The organism is Streptomyces sp. NPDC006512, assembly GCF_040611935.1.
Lineage (GTDB): Bacteria > Actinomycetota > Actinomycetes > Streptomycetales > Streptomycetaceae > Streptomyces.
Genome location: NZ_JBEXPG010000004.1, coordinates 13,430 through 32,802, shown reverse-complemented (window position 1 = coordinate 32,802; position 19,373 = coordinate 13,430). Strand labels below are relative to the sequence as shown.

Below are 19,373 nucleotides of genomic sequence, written 5' to 3'. Positions count from 1 at the left end.
GGGCGGGTCACGTCACGGGGGGTTTCCACGGGGGAAGGGCTCGCCCGGGCCCGACGACGTCAGGCCCGGGCGGGACTCTCAGCTCGCCTTGCCCAGCTTGCGGTACACCGACGCGACCTGGGTGAGCCACGCGACCTCCGCGGAGAAGTTGTCCGTGTCCCGTGCGTCGAAGTCCCCGGCGTCCTGGTTGTCGACGGGGACGGTGCCCGAACGCTTGGCCTGTAGGGCGCGCTTGATCTGCGCCGCCTCCGTGAACGCCTGCCGGTGCTCCTCGCTCGCCCCGGCCCCCACGGCCTCGCCGCCGTCCCCGGCGGTGCGGTCGATGTAGGGCCGCAGGTCCCGCCACCCGTCGCGGATCTCGATGACGCGCCGGTGGAGGCGGTAGTTCAGGTCAGAGACCGAAGCCGAACCCGCGGGCTCCAGGACGATGTCCGGGGAGGACTCGTACAGGTCGCGCCAGAGCGGGTAGAGCGCCCGGTACGAACGGTAGCTGCGGGCCCACTCGACGAGCTTGGCCGTCGAGGCCTCCCAGGAGGAGATGGTCAGGCTCAGCGAGAGCGTGAAGATGCCCAGCGCGCTGAACACGTTGGACGCCAGCTGCCACGCGCCGATGTCGATCCCCGACGCGCCCGTGAGGATGTTGACCGTCCGGCACACGCAGTAGAGGAAGAGGATGACCGCGGCGACGGAGAGCATGCGCAGCGCCTGCCGTAGCGAGGCCTTCCCCGTCATACGGGCGTAGGGCCCGCACTGGCGGAAGATGGTGACGCACGGAACCGCCTGGGAGACGATGAAGACCAGGAGGTAGGTGAGCACCAGCGGCTGTCCGCTGCCCGAGTTGAAGTCCTCCGCCGACCTGCCCGGGCCGTCGGCGACGAAGAAGAGCACGATCAGGAGCACGCTGAGGGCGACGCCGGTGATCAGCCAGTAGCGGGCCTTGCGCGCCGCCTCCTCGGTCTCGGTCGCCCAGCGCAGCAGGATGATCTGCGCGCTGACGCAGAACGCGACGGCGAACACGTGCATCAGCAGGATGGCGAGGTTGCCGACGCCCAGGAAGCTGCCGCCCCCCATGGCGACGGCGCCCATCGTGAAGGTGAGGCACTGCAGCAGCAGTGTGATCACCAGGGTGCGGTAGGCGCTGTCGCGCCAGCTGCGCCGCACCTGGCAGAGCCGGTAGAGGAGGGCGGCGTACGACGAGAGCGCCGCTATGACGAAACAGAGGGTTCTGGTGGTGTTCACGGCCTGATTCCCCGCCCGTGCCGCGCGTGCGGCAGACGGTCTACTCGGTGTCGGTGGTCTCGTCCAGGGGAACGGTCAGGCCGATTCCTTCGGCGGTCACGGCGATGGCGAAGTCGAAGTACGCGGACTCGTCCCGGACGCTGTCGTGGGTACGGCTGAAGACCTGGAACACCAGCAGCCCGACCAGCCCGCTCCACAGCACGATGCCGCGCTCGACGAGGTCGGAGAACGGCGCCTCCGGGACGCCGCCGAACAGTTCGACGGCCTCCGGCAGGAGCAGCGGGGGCCCGGGCACCGCGCGGCGCGGCGGGGTGAGCTCCCCGGCCTCCAGCGCCGCACGTACGATGCCGGCCAGCACCGCGGGGGTGCGCGACGCGGGCGGGACGGTGTCCTGCGGGGCGTGGTAGCCGGGTACGGGGGAGCCGTAGATCAGCGTGAACTCGGCCGAGTTGGCGAAGGACCAGGCGCGCAGGGCCCGCGTCACCGCGAGCAGCCGCGCGCCCGCCGGGGCGCCGGCGGCGCGGGCGGCCTCGTCGGCCGCCTCCATCGCGGCGGCGGAGTCGTCGTAGGCGTCGATGACCAGTGCGGTCAGCAGGTCGTCCCGGTGGGGGAAGACGGCTTCCACGTCGGCGAGGGCGAGACCGCTGTCACCGGCGACGGCGTCCAGGGACAGTCCTCCGGCGCCCAGTTTCACGAGGAGTTGGCGCGCGGTGGCCTTGATGGCGGCCGACGGCGTGGTGTTCTCAGCGGTAGCGCTTGTTCCGGAAACATCCATGGCCAAACCGTACCTGTCGGCTACCGCGCCCCCGGGTGCATTGGCCCGAGCGTTCCCGGAACCCGCTGTGATCCCGGCCATACGCCGATCGTTTCCGGAACAGGCCGAAAACCACCCGCAGTTGCGGTCCGCGGCGCCCGGACTCCCGGCCCCGCCGTCCCCGCTCCGGACCCGGGCGGCGGCGCTCGGCTTGCGTGCCGCCCGACCGCCTTCTATACCTGGACAAGCCCGCACCAAGCGGGCGCGAGCACCTACGCGGGCCCCGCTCCCGGAGCCCGTCCGAGGGATGGGACATCCCGTGGCCCGAGCCGTGAACCCCACAGGCCCCGCCGCGGAACGCCGCCCCGGATCCGGGCGCTGGCTGATGCTCGCCGTGCTGTGCTCCAGCCTCCTCGTGGTGGCGATGGACGCCACCATCCTCAACGTCGCACTGCCGTCCCTCATCGACGACATGCACCCCACCGCCCTGCAACAACTGTGGATCATCGACATCTACGGCCTGGTCCTCGGCGGCCTGCTCGTGACGACCGGCGCGGTCGGCGACCGGTACGGACGCAAACGCCTGTTCCTCATCGGCTTCGTCCTGTTCGGCCTGGCCTCGGTGATCGCCGCGACCGCCACCACCCCCGCCGTGCTCATCGCCGGACGCGTCCTGCTCGGCGTCGGCGGCGCGATGGTCATGCCCTCGACCCTGTCACTGATCCGGAACATCTTCACCGACCCCCACGAGCGGACCCGTGCCATCGGCATCTGGGCCGCCGTCGCGGGCGCGGGCGCCGCCATCGGCCCGCTGGTCGGCGGGCTGCTCGTCGAGCGGTACGGCTGGTCCGCGGCCTTCTGGGTCAACGTCCCCGTCGTCGTGGCGACGGTCCTGGCCGGCATCCGGCTGCTGCCCGAGTACAAGGCGCCCGGCACGCACGCCCTCGACCTGCCCAGCGCCCTGCTGTCCGTCGTCGGCATCGTCGCCCTCGCCTGGGGCGTCAAACACGTGGCCAAGGGCAGCCCCACCGTCACCGACCTGGCCGTCCTCGCCGCCGGACTGCTGGTGCTCGCCGCGTTCGCCCACCGCCAGCTGAGGCTGCCCGACCCGCTGCTCGACGTCCGGCTCTTCCGGAACCGGCCGTTCACCGCGGCGGCGCTCGTCACCCTCATGGCGATGCTCGCGGCCGGCGCCGCCCTGTTCCTCGTCTCCCTCTGGTTCCAGTACGTGCACGGCTACTCGCCCTTCCAGGCCGGCCTGCGCACCCTGCCCGTGGCCGTCGCCATGCTCGTCGGCTCCCTGCTCGCCCCGCGCCTCATGCAGCGCCTCGGCGTCCGGGCGGTGATGGGCGCCGGCCTGCTGGGTCTGCTGGCGGGCTTCCTCCTGCTGGCCCTGGCCCCCGTACCGACCCCGTACGGGTACGTCGCCGTCTTCCTGGCCGCCCTCGGCCTCGGTGACGGCCTCGCCGTCACCGTCGCCGCCGCCGTCCTGGTCTCCGCGGTCCCGGCCGACCGGGCCGGCCAGGCCGGGGCCGTCTCCGAGACCTCGTACGAACTCGGCGTCGGCCTCGGCGTGGCGCTCCTCGGCTCCCTCCACGCCGCCCGCTACGCCGCACACATGCCGGACACCGCCTCCCACCTGGCGCGCGAGTCGATCGGCGGGGCGAAGGAAGTCGCCGAGACGCTGCCGGGACCGGCCGGCGAACGGCTCCTCGCCGAGGCCCGTTCCGCCTTCGACAGCGCCCTCACCACGACCTCGTACGTGTCCGTCGGCATCGTGGCCGCCGTGACCGTACTGGTCCTGTGGATGGTGCCGCGCGGGTTCCGGGCCGGGGGGAGCGGACACTGACGGCGCCGACGGCCGTACCCGGGCCCGCCGCCCGGCGTGCCGGTCAACCTCCGCCGGCCGCCGGAGCGTTCACCAGGGGCCGGCCAGGTGCCGGCGGGCGGCGTGCACGGCCTCGTAGGCGGTGCGACGGCCCATGAGGACGCACAGCGTGTACACCGCGTCGTCCATGGAACGCACCGCGCCCGGATCGCCGGGCGCGGCGCTCAGGCGGGCCCGGCAGCCCTCCAGACGGGACAGGACCTCCTCCGCACGGGCCCGGTTCGGCGCGGGCCCCACCCGTACGCGGCCCCCCACGGGCCGTACGGTGCGCGCGGCCTCCATCGCGCGGCGCAGTGCCCGCTCCGCCGAGGCGGGCACCGGCTCCCCGTCCGCGCCCGCGACCAGGGCCGCGGCGACCTCCGCCACCGTGGCCCGGGCGAGTTCGGCGGCCACGAGCAGCACCTGCCGGGCGTCCCGGGCCGAACACGGGGTCGCTGCCATCACCATGCCCACGGCCCGCACCGCCGCCCCGGGCGGGGCGGGTGCGAGACCCGGCGCGCCGCCCGGGGCCGGGGAGGAACCCGGCGGATGGCCCTGGTCGCCAGGTGGTGTCATTGCGGGTTCCTTCATCTCACGAGCTGACGGCGGAGAGGTGCGGACGCCGTGAGTATGCAAGGCGGACCCGCCGCCCACGGGCACGGCACGCGGTGCGGGACCGGCGCGCTCCGCCCGGAGTGCCGGGCTCAGTGGCCGAGGGCACGCTTGAGTTGGGCCTTGTCCATGGACGAGCGGCCCTTGATGTTGCGCTGTCTGGCCTCGTTGTAGAGCTGTTCCTTCGTCGGCCCCTGCGCGCCGCTGTGGGAGCGCAGTCCGCCGCGGCGGCCGGAGGAGATGTCCTGCGTCGAGGACCGGCTGGCGGTCTTGGACTCGCCCGCGCGGGCCCGTTCCTTGTTGACGGTGCGTGCGGCGATCTCCTTGGCGCGCTTCGGGCTCTCGCCGCGCTCCTCGGCGCTCTCCTTGATGTGCTCGTACTGGCGTTCACGCTTGGGGCTGGAACCGCGCGGCATGGTGCCTCCTCGGCTCGTGTGCGGTCTCGGATGCGTGGTGCGCCTACCCGGGCCCGTCCGGGCGCATGCGCGGACGGGCCCGGGGGAGCGGGCCTCAGGAGCCTCCGGAGCCTTCGTCGTAGGTTCCCGCCTGGACCTCCAGGGCGAGTTGCTGCAGCACCTCGATGGAGGAGACGTCCGTACGGCCCTCGTCGTGCGCCATCGCGAGGCTGGTGAAGGCCAGGCTGAAGCCGGACACCATCGTGTGCAGCGCCGGACCGAGCGCCTCGGCCACGATCGTGGCCACCTGCTGCGGGGTCGCGTCGGCCGGGACGCTGATCGAGGGGAGCATCTCGTTCAGGAGCTGGGTGGCGACCCCGGCCGTAGCGCCGGGAAGGTCGTCGGGCTCGCCGGCTTCGGCCGCCCGGCGGATGTCCTGGGCCTCGGTCAGGATGCCGATCACTCGCTTGAGCACTTCAGCGCGTTCCATCCCTGGAGGGTAGCCCCGGGAGGCCCGGGTAGGCGTGGAAGATGAACTACGTGAACACGGGCGCGGAGTACACCCGCGACGGCCGCTACCTGGCCGACCGGATCACGGCGGACGGCCGCGACGGCTTCCCGGTGGAAGCGGGCCGCTACCGGCTGGTGGTGAGCCGTGCCTGCCCGTGGGCGAGCCGGGCGGTGATCGTACGCAGGCTCCTCGGGCTGGAGCGGGTGCTCGGCATGGCCGTCGCCGGGCCCGTGCACGACGAGCGGAGCTGGGCCTTCGACCTCGACCCCGGCGGCCGGGACCCGGTGCTCGGCATCGAGCGCCTCCAGCAGGCCTTCCTCGCCCGCGACCCCGCCTACGACCGCGGGATCACGGTCCCGGCGATCGTGGACGTCACCACCGGCAAGGTGGTGACCAACGACTTCCCGCGGATCACGCTCGACCTGTCGCTGGAGTGGACGCCGTACCACCGCGACGGCGCCCCCGACCTCTATCCGGCCGCGCTGCGCCGGCGCATCGACGCGATCGACGAGGCGGTCTACGCCGACGTCAACAACGGGGTCTACCGGGCCGGGTTCGCCGGGACGCAGGCCTCGTACGTCCGCGCGTACGAGCGGCTCTTCGCCCGGCTCGACGCCCTCTCGCGGCTGCTGTCGGAGTCCCGCTACCTGGTCGGCGACACGATCACCGAGGCCGACGTCCGGCTGTTCACCACGCTCGTGCGCTTCGACGCCGTCTACCACGGGCACTTCAAGTGCAACCGGCGCAAGCTGAGCGAGATGCCGGTCCTGTGGGCGTACGCCCGTGACCTCTTCCAGACGCCCGGCTTCGGCGACACGGTCGATTTCGACCACATCAAACGGCACTACTACACCGTGCACGCCGACATCAATCCCACCGGCATCGTGCCCGCCGGCCCCGACCTGGCGGGCTGGCTGGCACCGCACGGCCGCGAGGCGCTCGGCGGCCGGCCGTTCGGCCGGGGCACACCGCCCGGGCCGGTGGCACCCGGGGAGGAGGTGCCGCCCGGCCACACGCCGTGGGCGGACGCCCCGGCGTAGCGGGGGCCGGCGAGCCGCTACATGTGGGGCTGGCCGTGGTAGCGGGCGAACCGCTCCAGGTAGTTGGGGTCCCCGCGGTACTTCTCCTCGTCGTACTCGGGCGCGTCCTTGATCTGCTCCTTGGTCCGGTCGACGTACACCTTCTCCTCGGCGGTGTCGATCCGGTGGATGGTGCCCGCCGGGAGCAGGACGTGCTTGGCGAAGATCCAGCCCCCGGTGTCGACGACGAGGTACGAGGCCCCGACGTCCTCGGAGTGCTTGTCGATCTTCCCGATGGAGCCGTCCGTGGCCTCGACCTTGTAGCCGGTCAGGTCGAGGCCCTTCTCGTGGCCGGCGTCCCGGCTGTAGCCCCAGATGCCTTGCTCGGTCATGGCGCTCGCCTCACTTCCCCTTCGTGTCCGGGGTGCCCTTCTCGTCCTGCGGGCCCACCCAGCGCTTGCGGCCCGAACCGGCGTCCGCCGTGGGGGACGGCCGGTCGAGGCGGCTCGCCTCGTCCGTGTCGGCGGCGGGGGTCCGCCCGTCCGGCCGCTCCTCGTCGCGGCGGCGGCCGCGCGGTGTGCCGTGGGAGTGGTGCCCGTCGTGGGGTGGGACGCCTCCGGCGCCGCCCTGGTCGTCCATGGCTGCTCCCTCCGGTTTCTCCCCCCGGATGTGCCCCGGCGTGCGGGCCTGCCTGTGGGGCGGCTGCCCCGGCCGCGGCCGGGCGAAACCCGGCGGTCCTCCGTTAGCGGATGCGACCCGCGGGTAGGCGCCCGCCACGGGGTGCGGCTCGGCCACCCAGGCTGCGACGGGGCCGCACCCCGGCTCGGGCGCCCGGCCGCACGCCGGGCCGGGCCTGGCGCGGCCTACGCGCGGACCGGGTAGTCCGTGTAGCCGCGGGCGTCGCCTCCGAAGAAGGTGGCCGGGTCCGGAGTGTTGTACGGGCCCTCGGTGCGCAGGCGGTCCGGGAGGTCGGGGTTCGCGAGGAAGAGGGCGCCGAAGGCGAGCACGTCCGCGGTGCCGTCCTCGATCAGGGTGAGCGCGCGGTGGTCGGTGGGGCCCTCGGTCGCGGGGTTCAGCACGAGCGGACCGGAGAACTGCTTGCGCAGGGCGAGCGTGATGTCGCGTGCCTCGGGGCCGTTCTCCAGTACGTGCAGGTAGGCCAGACCCAGCCCGTCGATCTCCTTGACCAGCGCCTCGTAGACGGGCTGCGGGTCGGGCTCCGCGATGTCGTTGTACGTGTTCCCGGGCGAGACGCGCAGTCCGGTGCGCTCGGCTCCGATCGCCGCGGCGACCGCCTTGACGACCTCGACGGCGAAGCGGACGCGGTTCTCGGGAGTGCCGCCCCACTCGTCGGTGCGCCGGTTCGAGCCCGGGGCCAGGAACTGGTGGATCAGGTAGCCGTTGGCGCCGTGCAGCTCGACCCCGTCGAAGCCGGCTTCGACGGCGTTGCGGGCGGCCGCGGCGAAGTCGGCGATGGTCGCCCGGACCTCGGCGCCCGTCAGCTCGTGGGGCGTCTCGAAGTCCTTCATGCCGTCACCGGTGAACAGCTGCCCCTGCGGCGTGACGGCGGAGGGGGCGACGGGGATCAGGCCGTCGGGCAGCAGTGACGGGTGCCCGATCCGGCCCGCGTGCATGAGCTGGGCGAAGATCCGGCCGCCGGCCGCGTGGACCGAGTCGGTGACCTCGCGCCAGGCGGCCACCTGCTCGGCGCTGTGCAGACCGGGGGTGAAGGGGTAGCCCTGCCCGACCACGGAGGGCTGGATCCCCTCCGAGATGAGCAGTCCGGCCGAGGCCCGCTGGGTGTAGTACTCGGCGACGAGGGGCGTGGGGAGCCCGCCCTCCGCGGCGCGGCTGCGGGTCATGGGTGCCAGGGCGATCCGGTTGGGGAGCGTGCCGCCGGCGATGCGTACCGAGTCGAAAGCGCTGGTCATATCCGCCTCACAGAGTTAATTGGTCGGCCAATGATTGGCTCTGTGAAGCAGCGTACCCCATTACTTGGCCGACCAAGGTAAAATTTGGGAGGCGGGTAAGGTTCACGGTGTAGGCCACGGACCGGACCCACCGGACCCGACCGAGGAGGAGCGCCGCCATGACCGCGGAAGCCGCTCAGGAACCGCGCGCCACCCCGGACTGTCCGGTGCCCAGCGCCGTTCTGGAGGGACCGGTGAGCCACGCGATCAGCCGGGTGGCCCGTCTCCACCGGATAGCGGCCGGCCGGGCCCTGCGCGATCTGGGACTGCATCCGGGGCAGGAGTTCCTGATGATGCACCTGTGGGACAACGGGGCCGTGCGCCAGTCCGAGCTGATCAAGGCGGTCGGCCTGGACCCCTCCACGGTGACCAAGATGCTCCAGCGCCTGGAACACTCCGGGCACGTGCGCCGCCGCCCCGACCCCTCCGACCGGCGGGCCTCCCTGGTCGAGGCGACGGACGGCAGCTGCGGGCTCCTCGCCGAGGTCCGACGCGCCTGGGGCGAGCTGGAAGACCAGACCCTGGACGGCCTCGACGGGGCCGAACGCACCGAACTGGCCCGTCTGCTGGGCAAGGTGGAGGCCGCCCTCTGGACGGAGGTCACCCGGGACGCGGGCGCCGCGTGCGAGGCCGCGTACAAGGAACCCGACATCTGCTGACGCCGCGGGGACCGTGCACCGGCCCGAAGTGCCGGACGCAGCGGCTCGTTCAGCTGACGTTCACACCGTGGCCGCACCGCCTCACTACGCTCCCCGCGTCCGTCACTCGCAGGGGAAGGAAACCCGGTGCCGCTCACCGTTTCTGTCCGTAGGGCCGTTCTGCCCGCCGCCGTCCTGGCGGCCGTGGTCATGCCGGCCGCGCCCGCGCACGCGGCTCCCGTCTCCGTCACCGCGACCGTCGAGACCGCCCCGGTCTCGCACAGCGGGGACGCGGCCGACGACCCGGCCATCTGGGTCCACCCGACGGACCCCGCCAAGTCCGTGGTCGTCGCCACGGACAAGAAGGGCGCGCTGGAGGTCTACGACCTGTCCGGGGCCCGGATCCAGCGGATCTCCGGCGACCACGGCAACAACGTCGACCTGCGCGGCGACATCGTCGTCTCCGCCGACGACGAGGCCGCCGGCGGCGACGGGGCCATGCACGTCTACCGCATCGACCCCGCGACCCGGCAGCTGAAGCACCTCAAAGACGTCCCCACCGAGGTCACCGCCCACGGCATCTGCCTCTACACCTCCCCGGTCTCCGGGAAGCTGTACGCGTTCCCGAACTCCACCTCCGGCCGCGTCGAGCAGTGGGAACTGGCCGTCGACGGCACCTCGGTGACCGCCACCTCCGTCCGGCTGTGGGACGCGGGCTCCGCCGTCGAGGGCTGCTACGCCGACGAGAGCACCGGCAAGCTCTACCTCGGCGAGGAGGACGTCGGCGTCTGGGTGTACGGCGCCGAACCCACGGCGGGCACCGCGCGCACCAAGCTCGACTCCACCGGATCCGGCGGCCACCTCACCGCCGACGCCGAGGGCATCGCCGCCGCCGGCAACCGGCTCTACGTCTCCTCCCAGGGCAGCGACGACTTCACCGTCTACGACCGCACCACCCGCGCCTACCTCGGCCGCTTCGCCGTCTCCAACGGGACCGCGGCCGACGACTGCGAGGACACCGACGGCATCGACGCCACCGCCGCGAACCTGGGCCCGGCCTTCCCGCAGGGCGTCTTCATCTGCCAGGACGGCTCCAACGGAACCCCCGGCACCAGCGGCAACCAGAACTTCAAGTTCGTCCCGCTCCAGCGCGTCACCGCGCACTTCGGCTGACGGCCGCCCCCGTACGCGGCGGGCCCTACCGGTCGTGTCCGGTCAGGCCCGCCTCGTACGCGGCGATCGCCGCCTCCACCCGGTTGCGGACGCCGAGCTTGCCGAGGACCGCACTGACGTGGGCCTTCACCGTGCCCTCGACCAGCGCCAGCCGGCCGGCGATCTCCGCGTTGGACAGACCGGCCCCGACCAGCGCCAGGACCTCGTGCTCCCGCTCCGTGAGCCGCTCCACCGCACGCCGCGGCGGCAGCCCGCTCCGCGACCGGCCGTCACGCAGCCCGGCGACCACCCGCGCGGCGACCCGCGGCGACAGGTACGCGCCGCCCGCCGCGACCGCGTGCACCCCGGCCAGCAGCTCCCGGGGGTCGTCCGCCTTCAGCAGGAAACCGCTCGCGCCCTCCCGCAGCGCCCGGTCGATGAACTCGTCCTCGCCGAAGGTGGTCAGCATGACCACCGCCGTGCCGGGCAGCTCGCGGTGGATCCGCGCACACGCCGAGATCCCGTCGAGCCCGGGCATCTGGATGTCGAGCAGCGCGACGGCCGGCCGGTGCGCGCGCACCGCCTCGACGGCCTCGAACCCGTCGGCCGCCTCGGCGACGACCTCGACCGCGGGGTCCCGCGCCAGGATCGCGCGCACACCTGCACGGACCATCATCTCGTCGTCCGCGATCAGCACCTGAACCATCGGCGCAGTCTAACGACGCCCCGCTGAAGGGCCTTTCGACGGGGGGACCCCCGACGAAAGTAGGGGCACCGGTCACCGCCCCGAGGCTGACGCGCGCCACCCGCCCCGGTTCCTACGGTCGTTCCCGTACCGGAAACACCGAAGGGACTGCCGTGATCACCCTGAGAAGGCTCACCAAACGCTACGGCGACACCGTCGCCGTCGACGGCCTCACGCTGGACATCGAGGAAGGGCGGGTGACCGGCTTCCTCGGCCCCAACGGGGCCGGGAAATCGACCACGATGAGGATGATCCTCGGTCTCGACCACCCCACGGAGGGCGAAGCGCTCATCGGCGGCAGGCCGTACGCCGCGATCCGCCACCCCCTGCGCGAAGTGGGTGCGCTCCTCGACGCGAAGGCCCTGCACCCCGCCCGCTCCGCGCGCGGCCACCTGATCGCGCAGGCCCGCAGCAACGGCATCCCCGCCCGCAGGGTGGACGAGGTACTGGAGACGGTGGGCCTCGCCAAGGTGGCCCGGCGCCGCGCGGGGGCGTTCTCCCTGGGCATGCACCAGCGCCTCGGGATCGCCGGGGCCCTCCTCGGAGACCCCGGGGTCCTCGTCTTCGACGAGCCCGTCAACGGCCTGGACCCCGACGGCGTCCGCTGGGTGCGCGAACTCGTGCGCGCCCAGGCCGCGGAGGGCAAGACCGTCCTCCTCTCCAGCCACCTCATGAGCGAGATGCAGCTGACGGCCGACCAGCTCGTCGTCATCGGCAGGGGCAGGTTGCTCGCGAACACCGGGATGGCCGAGTTCCTCGCCCGCAGCGCGTCGGCCTCGGTCCGGGTGCGCGTGCCGGACCCCGGCGACCGGCGCACCCTGACCGGCCACCTGACCGCGCGGGCCGACGTGACGGTGGAGCCGGCCGGCGCTGCGGAGGCGGACGAGCTCGCCGTACGCGGTCGCACCGCGGAGGAGGTCGGGGACCTGGCCCACCGGCTCGGCGTCCGGCTGCACCGGCTGGACGGCGTCCCCGCCTCCCTGGAACAGGCGTACATGGAACTGACCGCGCGCAGCGTGGAGTACGGAGCCCCGGACAGCAATGCCGCGGCCCCGAACCCGACCCGGAAGACCGAGGTGTGACCCGCATGCCGTCCGTCCGGAACATCCAGAACGTCCCGCCGGCCCGGAACGCCTCACCGGCCCGGAACGTCCCGGCCGGCGGGGGCCTCGCCGGCGCCGTCGCGGCCGAGTGGGCCAAACTGTGGTCCCTGCGCACCCCGTACGTCTGCCTCCTCGCCGGAACCCTGCTGACCGTGGTGTTCACCTTCTACTACGGCTCCATCGCCCGGATCAACGACAAGCCGGTCCAGCCGCTCGGCAACGCCCCGGTATCGTCCGTCATGCTGGTCCAGTTCGTGATCGTCGTCCTGGCCATGCTCATGGTCACGAGCGAGTACGGCACGGGCAGCATCCGCACCTCGCTGCTCTGGGTGCCCGTCAGGCACCGCGTGCAGCTGGCCAAATCGCTCGTCGCCGCCGGGGTGTCGTTCGCCGCCGGAGTCCTGTACACCGTCCTCGGCATGGCCGTCGCCTGGATCCCCTTCCGGGGACACGCCTCCTTCGACGCCTCCGAGGCGGCCGCGCAGACCCTGGCGGTCGGCGTCTACTGCGCCCTGACCGCCGTCCTGACCGTCGGAGCGGCGTTCGCGCTGCGGACGGCCGCCGGAACCCTGTCGGCGGTCTTCGTCGTGCTCTCCGTGCTGCCGAGCATGTGCACGGCCCTGGGCGGACCGTTCCTGCTGGCCGTGAACGAGTACCTGCCGCAGACCTCCGGCGGCCACTTCATGCTCGGGTCGGGCAGCGGCCCCCACCCGCCTTCCGTCGGGCTGCTGATCGTGGTGGCCTGGACGGCGGCCACCCATCTGGCCGGCCGCTTCGTCCTGCGCCGTCGCGACGCGTAGACCGGCGGGCGGCGCGGGTAGCCTCGTCGGCCGGGGCGGGGGACACGAGAACGACCAAGGGGGGTGCGGCGGGTGAAGACACCGGGAATCGCCACGGCGGCCGGGCCGCTACGGGGGAGGGCCGCGCGGGACCTGGCCCTGTGGGCGGCGCTGTCGGCCGCCGGTGTCCACGCCTACCGGCAGCAGGCGCAACCCTCGCTCCTGCTCACGGTGGTGCTGCCGCTGCTGGTCCTCGCGGTGGCGGTGCCCGGCAGCCGCGCCCGGCCCGGCACGGCCGTGTTCCTCGCCAACGGCCTCTGTGCGCTGGGCCTGGCCCACCCCGTGCCGGCCGCCAGCCCCTACCTGCTGGCCCTCGCCGTGATGACGTACCTCCTCGGCAGCAGATCGGCGGCCACCCGGGAGGCGCTCCTGCTCTTCGGCGCCTGCACGGCCGTCCACCTAGCCGTGTGCGCCGTGCTGCGCGTCGACGCCGTGTACTGGTTCTACACGCTCTCGCTGGTGCCCCTCGCCCTGGTCCTGCCCTGGCTCGCCGGCCGTTACCGGCGGGCCCGCCGGGCCCTCGTGCGCGGCGGCTGGCAGCGGGCGCGCGCCCTGGAGCAGCGGCAGCGGTACGTCGCCGAGCGGGCCGGGCTCAGGGAGCGGGCCCGGATCGCGGCCGACATGCACGACTCGCTCGGCCACGAACTCAGCCTCGTCGCCCTGCGCGCGGGGGCCCTGGAGCTGTCGCCGACGCTCACCGGCCAGGACCGGGCGGACCTCGCCGAGCTCCGCGCCGCCGTCGCGGACGCGGTCGGCCACCTGCGCGACACCATCGGCGTCCTGCGGGCCGGCGGCGGCGCCGGCCCCGAACCGTCGCCGTCACCCTCCCCGGCCGAGTCGGTGGAGGACCTCGTCCGCCGGGTCCGGGGGTCCGGGGTCACGGCGGAACTGCTGCGCGAGGGCGAGGCACCCCGGCACTCCCCGCTGGTGGACCGCACGCTGTACCGGGTGGTCCAGGAGTCGGTGACCAACGCCGTCAAGCACGCCCCCGGATCCGCGATCCGGATACGCCTCACCCACCGGGACGGCCGGACCGTCGTACGGGTCACCAACGCGGCCCCCGCCCCGCCGGTGCGGGTCCCTGCGGGCGGCGGCCACGGGCTGCCCGGGCTGCGCGAACGGGTCCGGCTGATCGGCGGCACCCTGCGCGCCGCACCCCGCGCGGGCGGCTACGAACTCCTCGCGACGCTCCCGGACCGGGTCGCGCCGCACCGCCCGGCCGCTCCGGAGCAGCCGCGGCCGGACCCGGCCCCCGCGACCGACGTGGACGCGGATCCGTACGCGGACCCGGCCGGGGCCCCGTACCCCGATCCTGACGGGCCGTCGCCGACCGGGCGCCGGCTCGCCGAGGTCCGGCGCCGGGCCCGGCGCCGGTTCGCCCTCGCGGCCGCCGTACCGGCCGGGTTCGGGATCCTGACCCTGGTCTGCGCGGCGTACCTCGCCCAGCAGCTCACCAGCTGCGTCCTGAGCCCGGCGGACTTCGCCTCCCTGCGGCCGGGCCAGGACCGCACGGAGGTCGCCCGCGTCCTGCCGGCCCAGGAGTTCCGCTACCTGCCGGACGCGGTGAGGGCCCGGCCCGTACCCCCGGGCGCGGTGTGCGCGCACTACCGCTCCAACGGGAACCTCCTGGAGCCGGTGGACGTGTACCGGCTCTGCTACGACGGCCCGCGCCTGCTCACCGCGGAGGCCCTGCCGGGACGGCCCGGGTAAGAGCGGGCCGTGACGGTCCGAGGCCGGACCCCGGCACTGCGTACCGGGCAGTAATATGATCGTCCGTGGCAGTTTCTCTGATTTCTCCGTGCTTGCTCGCATTGTCGGGGTGAGGCGCGGACGCGTACGCATCCGCTGCCACCGAACCGACCTGCCGGTCCGACCAACCGGTGAGGCGGGGGAACGACGAGCACGACCGGTGCGGGGGACCCCTGATCGGCGGGACGGAAGGGGGGCGGCGTGTCCGTGCGCGAAGCCGTCGGGGAAGACGGCTCGGAACGCCTGGCGTTCGCGGTACTGGGACCGGTGCGCGTCTGGAGCGAAGGGCGGGCCGTCAAGCCCGGTTCGCCCCAACAGCAGGCCGTGCTGACGCAGTTGCTGCTGCGTCCCGGCTTCGGGGTCTCGATGCACGACCTGATGTGGGGTGTGTGGGGGGACGGTTCGCCGGACGGCGCCGTCTCCCACGTCCGTACCTACGCGTGGCGGCTGCGGCGGCTCCTGGAGCCCGACCCCGCCGCCCCCCGCGTCCTGGTGTCCGTCGGCGACGGCTACCGGCTCGACGTACCGGAAGGAGCGGTGGACGCTCCGCGTGCCGCGGGCCTGGCCGACGGGGCGGCCGGGGCGCGGGCGGCGGGCGACCTGACCGGTGCGCACCGGCTCGTCACGTCGGCGCTCGAACTGTGGCACGGCGAGCCGCTGTCGAAGGTGCCCGGGCCCTTCGCCGAGCGCGAGCGGGACCGGTGGAACGAGCTGCGGACCGCCCTCCTGGAGGAGAAGTACGAGGTGGCGCTGGCCCTCGGCCAGTACCAGGCGGCCATACCCGAGCTGACCGTACTGGCCGCCGAGCACCCCGGGCGCGAACGGCTGCACGGACTGCTCATGCGCGCGCTGCACGGCACCGGACGCACGCCCGAAGCGCTCGCGCTGTTCCAGCAGGTGCGCCGCAGGCTCGTCGAAGAGCAAGGGGTCGAGCCGGGCGCCGAGCTGACGTCCCTCCACCGCCGGCTGTACACGTCCCCGCAGGCGCCCGCGGACGACCTCGGCCCCCGCGAGAGCGTGACCGCCGGGAGCCCACCCGCCCCGGCCGGTACCGCCACGGGCGGGGAAGCCGGGCCCGCCGGGACGTTCCGGCCCACCGTTCCCGCACAGCTGCCGCGCGCCGTGTCCGACTTCGTCGGGCGCGCCGCCGAGATCGACACGCTGCGCGCCCTCCTCGTCGGCACGGACCGCGACAGCCTTCCCCTCGCCGCCGTCTCCGGAATGGGCGGCATCGGCAAGACGTCCCTGGTCCTGCACGTCGCCCACCAGGTCCGCGACCACTACCCGGACGGCCAGCTCTACGCCGACCTGCGGGGGATGGAACGGGACCCGGAGGCTCCGGGCATCGTCCTCGGTGCCTTCCTCGAAGGGCTCGGCTATCCGCTGAAACTGCTTCCGGACACGGTCGAGGGCCGGTCGAGGCTCCTGCGCACGGTGCTCGACGGGCGGCGCGTGCTGATGGTGCTGGACAACGCGGCCGACGCGGCCCAGGTCCGCCACCTGATACCGGGGGCCGCCACCTGCGCCGTGCTGGTCACCAGCCGCGGCCAGCTCGCCAGCCTCGAAGGCGCGGTGCAGCTCTGCCTCGGGCGCCTGCTCCCGGAGGAATCCATCAGCCTGGTCGGCAGCATCATCGGGCGCGACCGGCTGGGCGCCGAACGGGAAGCGGCCCGCGCCCTCGTCGGGGCCTGCGGTCAGCTGCCCCTCGCGACCCGGATCGTGGCCGCCCGCCTGGCGGCCCGGCCCGGCTGGCCGCTCGCGGTCCTCACCGCCCGGCTCACGGACGAGGCCCGCAAGGTGTCCGAGCTGAAGGTCGGCGACCTGGCCGTCGAAGCGGCCTTCGACCTCAGCTACCGCCACCTCACCCCGGACCAGGCGCGGGCCTTCCGCCTGATCGCGGTGGCCACGGCCGCCGAGCTGGGACTGGACGCGGCCGGTGCGATCCTGGGTACCGCCGAGTTCGACACCGAAGACCTGCTGGAGGAGCTCGTCAGCGCCTCCATGCTGGAATCGCCGGCCCCCGGACGCTACCGGCTGCACGATCTGCTGCGCCTGTTCGGACGGGGCCGGGCCCTCGTCCACGACCGGGCCGAAGCGGACCTCGCCTACGAGAACCTGCTCGGCTACCTGCTCGCCACCGCGTGCAACGCCTTCGAACGGCTCGTGCCCGGCGACCCGGTGGCCGGTACGCTCGCCTCGCTCGGCACCCGGGGCACCGCGCTCGCGGACGCGGCCGAGGCCCGGGCGTGGGCGGCCGCACACTTCGAACTCGCCGTACTCGCCCTGCAATCGTGCGCCGGCCCCGGCGCCGGGGCCCCGGCCCAGGGGCTGCTGCCCGCGGCCACCGATCTGCTCGTGGCACTGAGCCCCTTCGTCGGCGACCTGCGCCACGAGCAGCTGGCCCCCGCGGCGCTGACGGTCGCCGCTGCCGCCAAGGGGCGGGGCGATCTGCGTTCGTACGGCCGGGCCGAATGGCTGAGCTGCTCCTTCGCCCTGCGCGCGGGCCGGCCGTCCGCGGCGTACGCCCATGCCCGGCAGGCCGTGGAAGCCTGCCGCCTCGCGGGGGACCTCGTGATCCTGCGCCAGGCGCTCAACGACCTGGGACTGATCGCCGTCTCGCTGGGCGACTTCGCGGAGGCGATCGTCCGGTACGAGGAGGCGATCGTGCTGGCGCGCGAACTCGGCCACCGCTCGGGGGAGATCGCCACCAGCCTGAACTGCGCTCTGGCGCAGGCGCGTTCAGGGGGCACGGAGGCGGCGATGCGGACGGCGGAGGCGATGCTGGAGGCCGGGCGCGCCCTCGACGACGCGGCCGCGGTGGCGTACGCGCTGTACGTGCAGGGCATCGCGCTCAGCGAGGCCGGACGCCACGAGGAGGCCGCGCGTCGGCAGACCGAGGCCCTGGACGCCTGCCTGCGCGCCGGGGACGGGGGCCGGGAGGTCCACGTCCGCTACCGGCTCGCTGACACGCTGCGGTTGCTCGGCCGTCATCCCGCCGCCGAGTCCGAGGCGCGGCGGGCGATCGCCCTGGCCCGACGGCGCGGCGACGAGCAGGCCGAATGCCATGCCCTGCTGGTGTGCGGGAAGGTGTTCCTGGACCGCGCGGAGCCGGAAGGGGCGCGGGCGTTCCTGGAACAGGCGCTGCACATCCACGACCGCCTTCCCCTGGCCGGCCGGGAGGAGACCGTCGAGCTGCTGAGCAGGCTGGGCCCTCCCGCGTAGAGCGGATTCCGGCCGGCGCCGACAACACCGTAGGGACCACCGACCTGGTGGTCCCTACGGCGTTTCCGGACGGGCAGGGCGACGGACCGGTACCGTCCGCCGGGGTCAGTTCCCGGTGTTGTTCCAGTTCGGGTCGATGACGGACGGGTTGACGACCGACTGATCGATGACGGACGGGTCGATGACGGACGGGTCGATGACGGTCCCGTTCGGGGCGGAGCCGGAGGCGCTCGTGACGCTCCCGTTCCCGGCGTGGGCCGCCGGCCACAGCCCGGCGTCCGAGACCAGGGCGCCCGACACCACCGCGGCCGCCGCGCAGAGCGACAGCAGTGCGGAAACCATCTGGGGCCGGCGAGCGGAAACGGTGCGGCGGTGGTTCATGAGAGGCCTTTTCCATCCAGGTGAAGGGGCGAACGACAACGACTCTTCCACCGGTCGCCGCAGGGCCGATCTACAACCGATCGACGACCCGGCCGAATCCGTAGATCGCGCCGTCGATCGGGCGTCCATCGCCGCCCTCCTAGAGTCGGCGGTGTTCCCGGAAAGCGCCCCCGAACGCGTCCGACACACCCGTGGCCGTCCTTCAACTGCCTTGTGCAGAAGCTCTGTTGAAGGAGAGCGGGGTGTCCTGCGCGGTGCGCGCCCGGCCCCCGACGAGAGAAGGCCCCCATGCACCACGACCGCGCGCCCGGCACCGGGAGAGCCCCCCTCAGCGTCCTGCTGGTGACCCCCGACGGCTACCGGCTGCCCGGGCTGGCGGAGCGCCTGGACCGGGCCGTCGAGGCACACGGCCTGCGCGTGGTGAACCGCTGCCCGCACGTTCTCGGCGCCGACGACATCGCGGACGTGTGGCCCTGCCTCGTCGACGGCTCCCACCCCGTGGCCCACCAGCTGACCCTGCACCGCATGGGCGAGGGGGCCTGCGAGGTGCTCGTCGTGACGGGCCCGGACGTGGTGCCGCGGTGCGCCGCCGTACAGGCCGACGTCAGACGCGACTTCGGCGACACCCCCCTCGCCCCCCGCGTGCACACCCCCGCCGACCCGGACGAGGCCGCCCACTGGGTCGCCGCGTTCCTGCACGGCCCGCCGCCGGGCGCCCCGGGCCGGCGCCGCCCCGCCCCCGCGCCCGTCCCCGGAGCCTTCGGCCGGCTCGCCGCGCTGCCGGCCGAGGAGATCCGGTGTGCGGTACGGGACACCTGGGAGGAGTCGCGGAGCGGGCGGCGGCCCCCGCTGGGACCGGAGGCGGTGCCCGGCGAGTACGCCACCTACCTGCTTCCGGGCGACCCGCACTCCCTCGACTACGGCCTGTCCGTACTCGCCGACGCCCTCCCGTACACGGCGCTCCGCCACCTCGTCCGCGCCTACGTGGAGCGGGACGCCCGGGGCGAGAGCCGGCTGTACACGGGCACGGCCGGGGCGACCGGGCTCCTGGCCGACCGCATCACGGCCGCCGGGCTCTTCGCCCAGGCCCGGGCCGTACGCCACCCCACCGGATGACCCAGGGGGATCCGTCCCCGCCCCCGTCCCACCACCCGACACCGAAGATCGCAGGCAGACA

At 73.9% G+C, this 19,373-nt stretch carries 19 protein-coding genes; 9 read left to right on the top strand and 10 right to left on the bottom strand.

The genetic code is table 11. The annotated features are described in order from the left end of the window. Positions 1-78 precede the first annotated feature (78 nt). Complete coding sequence (locus ABZZ17_RS03915) at positions 79-1,239, bottom strand: MAB_1171c family putative transporter (RefSeq protein ID WP_356871666.1); 1,161 nt, start codon at positions 1,237-1,239, stop codon at positions 79-81. Positions 1,240-1,279: 40 nt separating this feature from the next. Beyond that, positions 1,280-2,014, bottom strand: a complete 735-nt coding sequence (locus ABZZ17_RS03910) for a WHG domain-containing protein (protein WP_356871664.1) — start codon at positions 2,012-2,014, stop codon at positions 1,280-1,282. A 298-nt stretch (positions 2,015-2,312) separates the two neighbouring features. On the opposite strand from ABZZ17_RS03910, the gene ABZZ17_RS03905 reads away from it, so the two are divergent. Next, the gene (locus ABZZ17_RS03905; protein ID WP_356871662.1) at positions 2,313-3,842 is read left to right on the top strand and encodes an MFS transporter; all 1,530 of its coding nucleotides are present in this window, start codon (positions 2,313-2,315) and stop codon (positions 3,840-3,842) included. Between the two features lie 69 nt (positions 3,843-3,911). On the opposite strand, the gene ABZZ17_RS03900 is transcribed toward ABZZ17_RS03905, so the two are convergent. The 3 genes from ABZZ17_RS03900 to ABZZ17_RS03890 all read right to left on the bottom strand — a co-directional run bounded on the left by ABZZ17_RS03900 (position 3,912) and on the right by ABZZ17_RS03890 (position 5,357). After that, entirely contained in the window at positions 3,912-4,436 is a 525-nt protein-coding gene (locus ABZZ17_RS03900; protein ID WP_356871660.1) for a DUF5133 domain-containing protein, read from the bottom strand. 128 nt (positions 4,437-4,564) lie between these two features. Then, the gene (locus ABZZ17_RS03895) at positions 4,565-4,888 is read right to left on the bottom strand and encodes a plasmid stabilization protein (RefSeq protein ID WP_356871658.1); all 324 of its coding nucleotides are present in this window, start codon (positions 4,886-4,888) and stop codon (positions 4,565-4,567) included. 94 nt (positions 4,889-4,982) lie between these two features. Continuing rightward, on the bottom strand, positions 4,983-5,357 hold the full coding sequence (locus tag ABZZ17_RS03890) for a hypothetical protein (RefSeq protein WP_356871656.1): 375 nt from the start codon (positions 5,355-5,357) through the stop codon (positions 4,983-4,985). Between the two features lie 41 nt (positions 5,358-5,398). Here ABZZ17_RS03890 and ABZZ17_RS03885 point away from each other — a divergent pair, with 41 nt between their 5' ends. Continuing rightward, positions 5,399-6,418: a glutathione S-transferase C-terminal domain-containing protein gene (locus tag ABZZ17_RS03885; RefSeq protein ID WP_356871654.1), complete on the top strand. Its 1,020-nt coding sequence runs from the start codon at positions 5,399-5,401 to the stop codon at positions 6,416-6,418. Between the two features lie 17 nt (positions 6,419-6,435). Here the strand turns inward: ABZZ17_RS03885 and ABZZ17_RS03880 are convergent, their stop codons facing one another. From ABZZ17_RS03880 to ABZZ17_RS03870, 3 genes are all read right to left on the bottom strand, one after another. Continuing rightward, the gene (locus tag ABZZ17_RS03880) at positions 6,436-6,789 is read right to left on the bottom strand and encodes a PRC-barrel domain-containing protein (RefSeq protein ID WP_356871652.1); all 354 of its coding nucleotides are present in this window, start codon (positions 6,787-6,789) and stop codon (positions 6,436-6,438) included. 10 nt (positions 6,790-6,799) lie between these two features. After that, complete coding sequence (locus tag ABZZ17_RS03875) at positions 6,800-7,036, bottom strand: hypothetical protein (RefSeq protein ID WP_356871650.1); 237 nt, start codon at positions 7,034-7,036, stop codon at positions 6,800-6,802. 224 nt (positions 7,037-7,260) lie between these two features. Next, entirely contained in the window at positions 7,261-8,328 is a 1,068-nt protein-coding gene (locus ABZZ17_RS03870) for an alkene reductase (RefSeq protein WP_356871648.1), read from the bottom strand. A 158-nt stretch (positions 8,329-8,486) separates the two neighbouring features. Here ABZZ17_RS03870 and ABZZ17_RS03865 point away from each other — a divergent pair, with 158 nt between their 5' ends. Both ABZZ17_RS03865 and ABZZ17_RS03860 read left to right on the top strand, forming a co-directional pair. Continuing rightward, positions 8,487-9,026 carry a MarR family winged helix-turn-helix transcriptional regulator gene (locus ABZZ17_RS03865; RefSeq protein ID WP_356871646.1) on the top strand — a complete coding sequence of 180 codons (540 nt, stop codon included), beginning with the start codon at positions 8,487-8,489 and terminating at the stop codon, positions 9,024-9,026. Positions 9,027-9,152: 126 nt separating this feature from the next. After that, the gene (locus tag ABZZ17_RS03860; RefSeq protein ID WP_356871644.1) at positions 9,153-10,178 is read left to right on the top strand and encodes a phytase; all 1,026 of its coding nucleotides are present in this window, start codon (positions 9,153-9,155) and stop codon (positions 10,176-10,178) included. 25 nt (positions 10,179-10,203) lie between these two features. Here the strand turns inward: ABZZ17_RS03860 and ABZZ17_RS03855 are convergent, their stop codons facing one another. Beyond that, positions 10,204-10,863 (bottom strand): response regulator transcription factor, encoded by a 660-nt coding sequence (locus tag ABZZ17_RS03855; protein WP_356871642.1) that lies wholly within the window; start codon positions 10,861-10,863, stop codon positions 10,204-10,206. 152 nt (positions 10,864-11,015) lie between these two features. Here ABZZ17_RS03855 and ABZZ17_RS03850 point away from each other — a divergent pair, with 152 nt between their 5' ends. From ABZZ17_RS03850 to ABZZ17_RS03835, 4 genes are all read left to right on the top strand, one after another. After that, positions 11,016-11,984, top strand: a complete 969-nt coding sequence (locus ABZZ17_RS03850; RefSeq protein ID WP_356871640.1) for an ATP-binding cassette domain-containing protein — start codon at positions 11,016-11,018, stop codon at positions 11,982-11,984. Between the two features lie 5 nt (positions 11,985-11,989). Next, entirely contained in the window at positions 11,990-12,805 is an 816-nt protein-coding gene (locus ABZZ17_RS03845; RefSeq protein ID WP_356871638.1) for an ABC transporter permease, read from the top strand. A 72-nt stretch (positions 12,806-12,877) separates the two neighbouring features. Beyond that, positions 12,878-14,554: a histidine kinase gene (locus tag ABZZ17_RS03840; RefSeq protein ID WP_356871636.1), complete on the top strand. Its 1,677-nt coding sequence runs from the start codon at positions 12,878-12,880 to the stop codon at positions 14,552-14,554. A 240-nt stretch (positions 14,555-14,794) separates the two neighbouring features. Beyond that, entirely contained in the window at positions 14,795-17,815 is a 3,021-nt protein-coding gene (locus ABZZ17_RS03835; protein WP_356871634.1) for a BTAD domain-containing putative transcriptional regulator, read from the top strand. 105 nt (positions 17,816-17,920) lie between these two features. On the opposite strand, the gene ABZZ17_RS03830 is transcribed toward ABZZ17_RS03835, so the two are convergent. Continuing rightward, positions 17,921-18,196: a hypothetical protein gene (locus ABZZ17_RS03830; RefSeq protein WP_356871632.1), complete on the bottom strand. Its 276-nt coding sequence runs from the start codon at positions 18,194-18,196 to the stop codon at positions 17,921-17,923. A gap of 288 nt (positions 18,197-18,484) precedes the next feature. On the opposite strand from ABZZ17_RS03830, the gene ABZZ17_RS03825 reads away from it, so the two are divergent. Beyond that, a complete protein-coding gene (locus ABZZ17_RS03825) occupies positions 18,485-19,312 on the top strand; it encodes a hypothetical protein (RefSeq protein WP_356871630.1) in 828 nt (275 codons plus the stop codon). Positions 19,313-19,373 lie beyond the last annotated feature (61 nt).

Excerpts from the sequence above, each read along its gene's own strand:
- ABZZ17_RS03910 (WP_356871664.1), bottom strand. The coding sequence starts at position 2,014 with ATGGATGTTTCCGGAACAAGCGCTACCGCTGAGAACACCACGCCGTCG.
- ABZZ17_RS03900 (WP_356871660.1), bottom strand. The coding sequence starts at position 4,436 with ATGACACCACCTGGCGACCAGGGCCATCCGCCGGGTTCCTCCCCGGCC.
- ABZZ17_RS03895 (WP_356871658.1), bottom strand. The coding sequence starts at position 4,888 with ATGCCGCGCGGTTCCAGCCCCAAGCGTGAACGCCAGTACGAGCACATC.
- ABZZ17_RS03890 (WP_356871656.1), bottom strand. The coding sequence starts at position 5,357 with ATGGAACGCGCTGAAGTGCTCAAGCGAGTGATCGGCATCCTGACCGAG.
- ABZZ17_RS03885 (WP_356871654.1), top strand. The coding sequence starts at position 5,399 with ATGAACTACGTGAACACGGGCGCGGAGTACACCCGCGACGGCCGCTAC.
- ABZZ17_RS03880 (WP_356871652.1), bottom strand. The coding sequence starts at position 6,789 with ATGACCGAGCAAGGCATCTGGGGCTACAGCCGGGACGCCGGCCACGAG.
- ABZZ17_RS03875 (WP_356871650.1), bottom strand. The coding sequence starts at position 7,036 with ATGGACGACCAGGGCGGCGCCGGAGGCGTCCCACCCCACGACGGGCAC.
- ABZZ17_RS03870 (WP_356871648.1), bottom strand. The coding sequence starts at position 8,328 with ATGACCAGCGCTTTCGACTCGGTACGCATCGCCGGCGGCACGCTCCCC.
- ABZZ17_RS03865 (WP_356871646.1), top strand. The coding sequence starts at position 8,487 with ATGACCGCGGAAGCCGCTCAGGAACCGCGCGCCACCCCGGACTGTCCG.
- ABZZ17_RS03855 (WP_356871642.1), bottom strand. The coding sequence starts at position 10,863 with ATGGTTCAGGTGCTGATCGCGGACGACGAGATGATGGTCCGTGCAGGT.
- ABZZ17_RS03845 (WP_356871638.1), top strand. The coding sequence starts at position 11,990 with ATGCCGTCCGTCCGGAACATCCAGAACGTCCCGCCGGCCCGGAACGCC.
- ABZZ17_RS03830 (WP_356871632.1), bottom strand. The coding sequence starts at position 18,196 with ATGAACCACCGCCGCACCGTTTCCGCTCGCCGGCCCCAGATGGTTTCC.
- ABZZ17_RS03825 (WP_356871630.1), top strand. The coding sequence starts at position 18,485 with ATGCACCACGACCGCGCGCCCGGCACCGGGAGAGCCCCCCTCAGCGTC.